This is a genomic window from Janthinobacterium sp. JF4 (genome assembly GCF_059617925.1).
In genome coordinates this window covers 1-1709 of the sequence record NZ_JCAQAV010000098.1, presented here as the reverse complement: position 1 = coordinate 1709, position 1709 = coordinate 1, and the positions used below count along the sequence as shown (strand labels likewise).

The following is a 1709-nucleotide window of genomic DNA, read 5'->3' as shown; positions in this document are numbered from 1 at the left end:
CGGGGTGCGTACAGTTATTTACACGAGTCCGAGGAACGGCAACCCCAACAGCCACCCCGCGCCCGCCTGTGGCCTGTACGGGCGTCCACGTATGGCGCACGGACTTGAAGACCACGCCAATGAGGTCGCTGCAGCGCACGCCGTAGGGCGTGGTGCGCAGCGTTTCGCCGTAGCGGCCGATGACGGTTTTTTCGTCCTTGGCCAGCGTGACGACCAGTTCCTTGCGCGGCACCAGGGCGCCGCCCTGGGCGCGCAGGTATTCGGCCCAGCAGGCGCGCTTTTCGCCGTCGATCTTTTGCACGGCGTCCCAGGCGCGGCGCATGGCGGCCGGCGCTTCATTGAGCATGCTTGCCTCGATGCGGCGCAGTTCGCGCCACACGGTGACGGGGGCGCCGCCCCATTGCTGGAATTGACGAATTCCCCAGCACGCGGCCCAGGACTCGACGCGCGCCGATGGCGTCAGCTCGATGTCGCCTTCGGTGTCGGCCGTGACGACATAGCCTTCTTTCGTCTTGTGCTCGGCCACGCCGTCGATGTTCTTGGCCACGTACTTGGCGATGTAGCCGGCGGCGCTGCCCTTGGCCCAGTCGATGCGTTTCACGTCCAGACGGCGCGCGAAGCCGCCCGGTTCGCCACGGTCCACGCGCCAGGCGTAGCGCTTCATGATGCGGATGGCGCGGCCTGCCACGTCCTGCAGGTGGGCCGTTTTGTATTTCGCGGTCGGGCGCACGAACAGCAGCAAATGCCAATGCGGACAGCCATCGTGATGCGGCTCGGCGATGCGAAAGCCATACAGGCCGATGCCCCGGCGCGCCAGCGCGGAGCGGCACAGCGATGTCATCTTGCCCAGGTAGGCATTCGCTTCGCGCGGCGTGGACCCGTCGAACTTGTCGTTTGGCTTGCCGCTGTGCTGCATGGCGTGAAAGCGCGATGGGCACGTCCAGGTGATGAAAATGCCCTGGTCGCCGTACTCGCGGGCGATCTGCTCAAAGCCGTTGATGCGCAACATCAGCTCGCCGCGCCGGATGGCTTTATTCGCGGTCGTCTTCTCGGCCAGCTCGGCGATGCTGAATTGCTGGCCGTTCTCGTTTTGCACCAGGGTGGCGGCCAGCGCGGCGGCATTGCGGCGGTTTTGCGCCAGGCGCGACAGCACGGCGTCGTTGCTGGCGTAGGGTTCGGCGCGATAGTTCACGTATCCCAGGCGGATATTGCCGGCTTCAAAGGCGCGCTTGACGCGCTTGCGCAACTGGCGGCGCCACCAGCGGGCGTCCACCAGGCGGGCGATGGTGTCGGCCAGCTCGTCGAACTCGGGCAGCTCGATGCCATACGAGGCGCATTCGTCTTCCATGATCTGCAGGGCATGCGTATCGGACACAGCCATCCACAGCATTTTGGTCACGCCGGCCGCCGCGCGCTCGGCGGTGGCCACGATGTCGGCGTCGCTCTGCGACAGGTCGACGCCAGCCGGCACGTATTGCTCGGCGAACTCGCGCACAAAGCTGGTGGCGATGGACTCATAGATTTTGTACCAGGACGACCAGGCCATTTTTGCCATGGCGGCTGTGATGACACGGTTGCGCCATTTGTAGGGAATGCGGGCCAGCTCGGGCGCGAACTGGGCGGATCGCAAAAAGGCTTCGTGGCGTTGCGGGGTAGGCAGCAGGATTTGTTTAGATTGCATTCAACAGTCTTTCGTACACACGGATAGC

Annotated in this window: 1 protein-coding gene; it reads right to left on the bottom strand. The window is 64.8% G+C overall.

The features are described 5' to 3' along the window. Positions 1–1681 (bottom strand): replication endonuclease (locus tag AC54AF_RS27005; protein ID WP_496639044.1); only part of this gene is annotated, 1681 nt, incomplete at its 3' end. Positions 1682–1709 lie beyond the last annotated feature (28 nt).